Annotated in this window: 5 protein-coding genes; 1 reads left to right on the plus strand and 4 read right to left on the minus strand. The window is 70.1% G+C overall.

From position 1 onward, the window contains the following. The 4 genes from AB1824_05700 to AB1824_05715 all read right to left on the minus strand — a co-directional run. Positions 1-221, minus strand: a 221-nt coding sequence (locus AB1824_05700; protein MEW5764453.1) for a hypothetical protein, incomplete at its 3' end; no start/stop codon positions are given. A gap of 64 nt (positions 222-285) precedes the next feature. Continuing rightward, positions 286-1,323, minus strand: coding sequence for a Holliday junction branch migration DNA helicase RuvB (gene ruvB / locus AB1824_05705; GenBank protein MEW5764454.1), 1,038 nt, complete (start codon positions 1,321-1,323; stop codon positions 286-288). Continuing rightward, positions 1,320-2,495: an aminotransferase class V-fold PLP-dependent enzyme gene (locus AB1824_05710; protein MEW5764455.1), complete on the minus strand. Its 1,176-nt coding sequence runs from the start codon at positions 2,493-2,495 to the stop codon at positions 1,320-1,322. The genes ruvB and AB1824_05710 overlap by 4 nt, the downstream gene beginning before the upstream one ends. Then, positions 2,492-3,253: a hypothetical protein gene (locus tag AB1824_05715; GenBank protein MEW5764456.1), complete on the minus strand. Its 762-nt coding sequence runs from the start codon at positions 3,251-3,253 to the stop codon at positions 2,492-2,494. Before AB1824_05715 ends, AB1824_05710 begins: the two co-directional genes overlap by 4 nt. Positions 3,254-3,358: 105 nt before the next feature. Between AB1824_05715 and AB1824_05720 the strand changes: the two genes are divergently transcribed. Further along, a partial coding sequence (locus AB1824_05720; protein ID MEW5764457.1) for a hypothetical protein occupies positions 3,359-4,056 on the plus strand: 698 nt, incomplete at its 3' end.

A 4,056-nucleotide genomic window follows, 5' to 3' on the forward strand; every position in this document is an offset into this window, starting at 1 on the left:
GCGGCGGGAGCTGGTTCCGGCTCGAGGACCGGCTCGGGGGCGGGGGGGGCTTCGGGTTCCGGGAGGGAGGCCAGGACCGCGCGCGCCAGCTTCTCCGCGTCGGGCATCTGGGGCACCGCGAGCACCAGGTCCTGAAGCATGCTCTTCAGGTTGTCCAGGTTGTTCCGCACTTTGGCGAACTGGTCCGAAAGCACCTTGGCGACGAGTTCTTCCTGGCTCATGATGCCCCCTTGTCCGTTGCGCGTTTCGGCTTCCCGGTCAGTCTAGTTTCGAGGTCCGGCCCTGTCAAGGCGACGGGGGAAACAGGTCTCCCTGGCCGCCGCTCCGGATCCACGGGCGCCCCAGGTGGTCGCAGGCCCGCTGGGTGACCGTCCGCCCGCGGGGCGTCCGGTCCAGAAACCCGATCTGGAGCAGGTAGGGCTCGTAGATCTCCTCGATGGTGTCCTTTTCCTCCCCGAGGGAGGCGGCGATGGTGTTGAGCCCCACCGGTCCCCCGGCGTACTTGTCCAGGATCGTCAGGAGGATGCGCCGGTCCAGGTCGTCCAGCCCGAAGCGGTCCACCTCCAGGCGCTCCAGGCTGTCGGAGGCCAGCGCCTTGGTCACGGCCCCGTCGGAGAGGATCTCGGCGAAATCCCGAACGCGCCGCAGGAGGCGGTTCGCCACCCGGGGCGTCCCCCGGGAGCGCCGGGCGATTTCCTCCGCCGCGTCGGCTTCGGTGGGGACGGCCAGCAGACGCGCCGAGCGCTCCACGATGCGGCGCAGGTCCGCCACGTCGTAGAAGTCCATATGGAAGGTGATGCCGAAGCGGTTTCGGAGGGGCGCCGTGAGCAGTCCGATGCGCGTCGTGGCGCCCACCAGGGTGAAGGGCTGGAGCGCGAGGGAGAGGGTGCGGGCGGAAGGCCCCTGGCCCACAAGGATGTCCAGCTTGAAGTCCTCCATGGCCGGGTAGAGGATCTCCTCCACGGCCGGAGGCAGGCGGTGGATCTCGTCGATGAACAGGATATCCCGGGGCTCGAGATTGGTGAGGAGGGCCGCCAGGTCTCCCGCCTTTTCGATGAGGGGGCCCGCGGTGGCCCGCACGTTCACGCCCAGCTCCGAGCCGACGATGTGGGCCAGGGTGGTCTTGCCCAGTCCCGGCGGGCCGTAGAGCAGGACGTGATCCAGGGCCTCCCCGCGGCGGCGGGCCGCCTCCAGGAAGACGGCCAGGTTCTCGGTCACCTTGGTCTGGCCCACGTATTCGGCCAGCTTCCGCGGCCGCAGGGCTTGTTCCCACTGCCGCTCCAGGGGATCGGAGATGCCCTGCACCAGCCTCTCGTCGCTCATGCGCGTTCCCCCAAGACATCCACGAGGCGCCTGAAGTCACCGGGCCCATTGTACACGTGCGGACTCAGGCGCACCCTCCCCATCCGGAAGGACGTGGAGATGCCGGCGGCGGCGAGCCGGGCGTGGTCCTCCAGGGGGCTTGACGTTTCGAGGAGAAGGATGGAGGAGGGCCGGAGCGGGTCGGCGGGGCAGAGGACGGAAATTCCGGCGCGGGACAGCTCCTCCCGGAGGAGGCCGATCAGGTAGGCCATCCTCGCCGAGATCCCCGCGATGCCCGCGGGCCGCATGAGGTCGAGCCACGCCTGGAGCCCCACGAGGTTGATCCAGGGAGGCGTCCCCCCGTCGAAGCGGCGGGCGTTCGGGAAGGGTTCCAAATCAGGACGCGTGAGAAGGGAGAAATCCTCGCAGCAGGGCACCGAGTACCAGGAGACGGCGCTGTCCGCCAGGCGGCCCATGAGGTCCGGCCGGATGTAAAGGGCCCCGATTCCGTTGGGCCCGGCCAGCCATTTCACGGCCTGGAAGGCGAAGAAGTCCACCTCCGTGGCCCTCAGGTCCGGGTCCCAAACCCCGGCCCCCTGCATGCCGTCCACGAGGACGAATTCCACGCCGGCCGCCTTGAGATCCCGGGCCAGGCCCTTCAGATCCATGCGGTACCCGGTGCTGAAGGAGACCCACGAGAAGGCGGCGGCGCGGGTCGCGGGCGTCACGGCGGCGAGCACCTCCTCCTCCCGCACGGGCCTCCCCGGCTCCCCCGCCATCCGGATCCGGACGCCGCGGTCCCTCGCCATGCGGAGGGGGTACGTCACCGAAGGAAACTCGTTGTGGGGGAGGACGATCTCGTCTCCCTTCCTCCAGGGCACGGCGTTCACGGCCTTGATGAGCCCGTCGGAGGTGGAGCTCGCCAGGGCCAGGTCGCCCGCCTCGCACCCGAGCCAGGCGGCCAGGTCGGCCCGGAGGCGGCGCGGGGCCGCGGCGTCGTACAGGACCTCCGGGTCCTCCTCCGAGGCCCGCCGGGCGAACTCGGCCACGGCGCGCGCCACGGGCGCCGGCAGGGGCTGGATGGAGGCGTTGTTGAGGTAGGTCCGGTGGGAGAGAAGGGGATACTGCTCCCGCAAGCGGTCCCAGAAGGGATCCAGGGGGTCGAGGATCGGGGCGGGCGCCGGCCCGCTCATTGAAACAGCAATCCCAGGAGTCCCTTCTCCTGGGTCACCGGCCGCGGGAAGGCGGTGGGCGCCCCTTCGAGACCGTCCACCTTGAGGGAGATCGTGATGTGGCGCACCTTCTCCTTCCCGTCCCGGGTCTCCCGGCGCTCGATCTCGGCCTTCACCACCTTGAAAGGGGCCTCCTCCGAGAGCCAGTAGGTCCCCGTTTCCACGACCTTGTAATGGTCCCCCAGGAAGGAGGCCTCGGTGGTCGTGGCGAGCCGCACCTTCTTGCAGGCGTATGTTTTGCCCCGGAGGGCCACCACGGGCTCTTCGCCCAGTTCCTCGGCGGTGCGGGATGTCTTCACCTCCGCCGCCTGCCGGTGGAGGAACCCCAGGGCTCCGTCAGAGAGGCGGAAGGTCTCCCCGTCCTTCTTCGCGTAGGCCACCTCCTGCGCCGTGAGGAAGGGGTTGAGGCCCTCCTCGGGCGACGGGGCGGCCTTCAAGAGCAGACGGAGCGTTCCGTCGTGGTACCCGGCGAACTTCGTCGGGCCCGCCTCCACATACACGTGGGGCACGTTCTCCCGCGGTTCCTTCCCCGTAACGGCGAGGTTGAAGGGGCGGCGCTTCGTCCAGTCGGTCCCCCGCGTCTCGATGCGGTACTTGGCCCACGATCCGGGGGGGGGCGGGGCGGAAAGAAAGGTGCTCAACTCCTGGGCGCCCGCGGCGAGGGCGGGAACCAGGGCGGCCAGGGCAAGAACGAGGGTCCTGCCAGGGGTGCGCGCCACGATGACCTCCCGCCCAAAGATAGCGCAAGGCACCCCCTCCGTCAAAGCCTCTTGAAGCGGGGCTTCCATGGTGCTATAAGCATAGGGATGACGGAGGTCACCGGCGTGGAAGAAAGGCTCGGCGCCCGAGAGGAGCGCATACTCCTGGACCTGGTGGCGACCTACATCCGGGGCCGCGGGCCCGTGAGCAGCCGCGCCCTCGCCGAACGAAGCCCCGAGGGGCTCTCCTCCGCCACCGTCCGGTCCGTGCTGGCCCGCCTCGAGGACCTGGGGTACCTTCACCAGCCCCACAGCGTCTCCGGGCGGATCCCCACCGATCTGGCCTACCGCACCTTCGCCGCCTCCATCCTGAAGGAGGAAACCGGCCGCCCCGTGCATCCCTCCCGCGAGGAGGTGGAACGCCTCGCCGAGGACGGGACCCTCTCCGGCGTGGCGCGGGCCATTTCGGGCCGCCTGTCGGACTCGGCCCGCCTGCTGGCCTTCGCCGCCACCCCCCCGCTGGACGAAATGCGCCTGCGCTCCTGCGACCTGGTGGCCCTTTCGCCCGAGCGGGTGCTCTTCGTCCTCGTCTCCCAGGCCGGCCAGGTCACGGAGCGGGTCCTGAGGAGCCCGCGGCCCGTCGGCGCCGACACCCTGCGCTGGTGCGCCAACTTCCTGACGGAGACCTTCGCCGGCTGCACCCTCCCCGAGATCCGCCGCCGACTGGCCCGGGAGGTGGAAGTCGAAAGGGAGCGCTGCGGCCAGGAGATCGCCTCGGCCCTGGAAATGGTGGCGCCCTGTTTCACCGAAGCCCCGGCCGACCG

It is taken from the genome of Acidobacteriota bacterium (assembly GCA_040752915.1).
In the GTDB taxonomy this organism is placed as follows: Bacteria; Acidobacteriota; UBA4820; order UBA4820; family DSQY01; genus JBFLVU01.

Bases quoted from the DNA above. Each gene is read 5' to 3' on its own strand.
- AB1824_05710 (MEW5764455.1), bottom strand. From the start codon at position 2,495: ATGAGCGGGCCGGCGCCCGCCCCGATCCTCGACCCCCTGGATCCCTTC.
- ruvB (MEW5764454.1), bottom strand. From the start codon at position 1,323: ATGAGCGACGAGAGGCTGGTGCAGGGCATCTCCGATCCCCTGGAGCGG.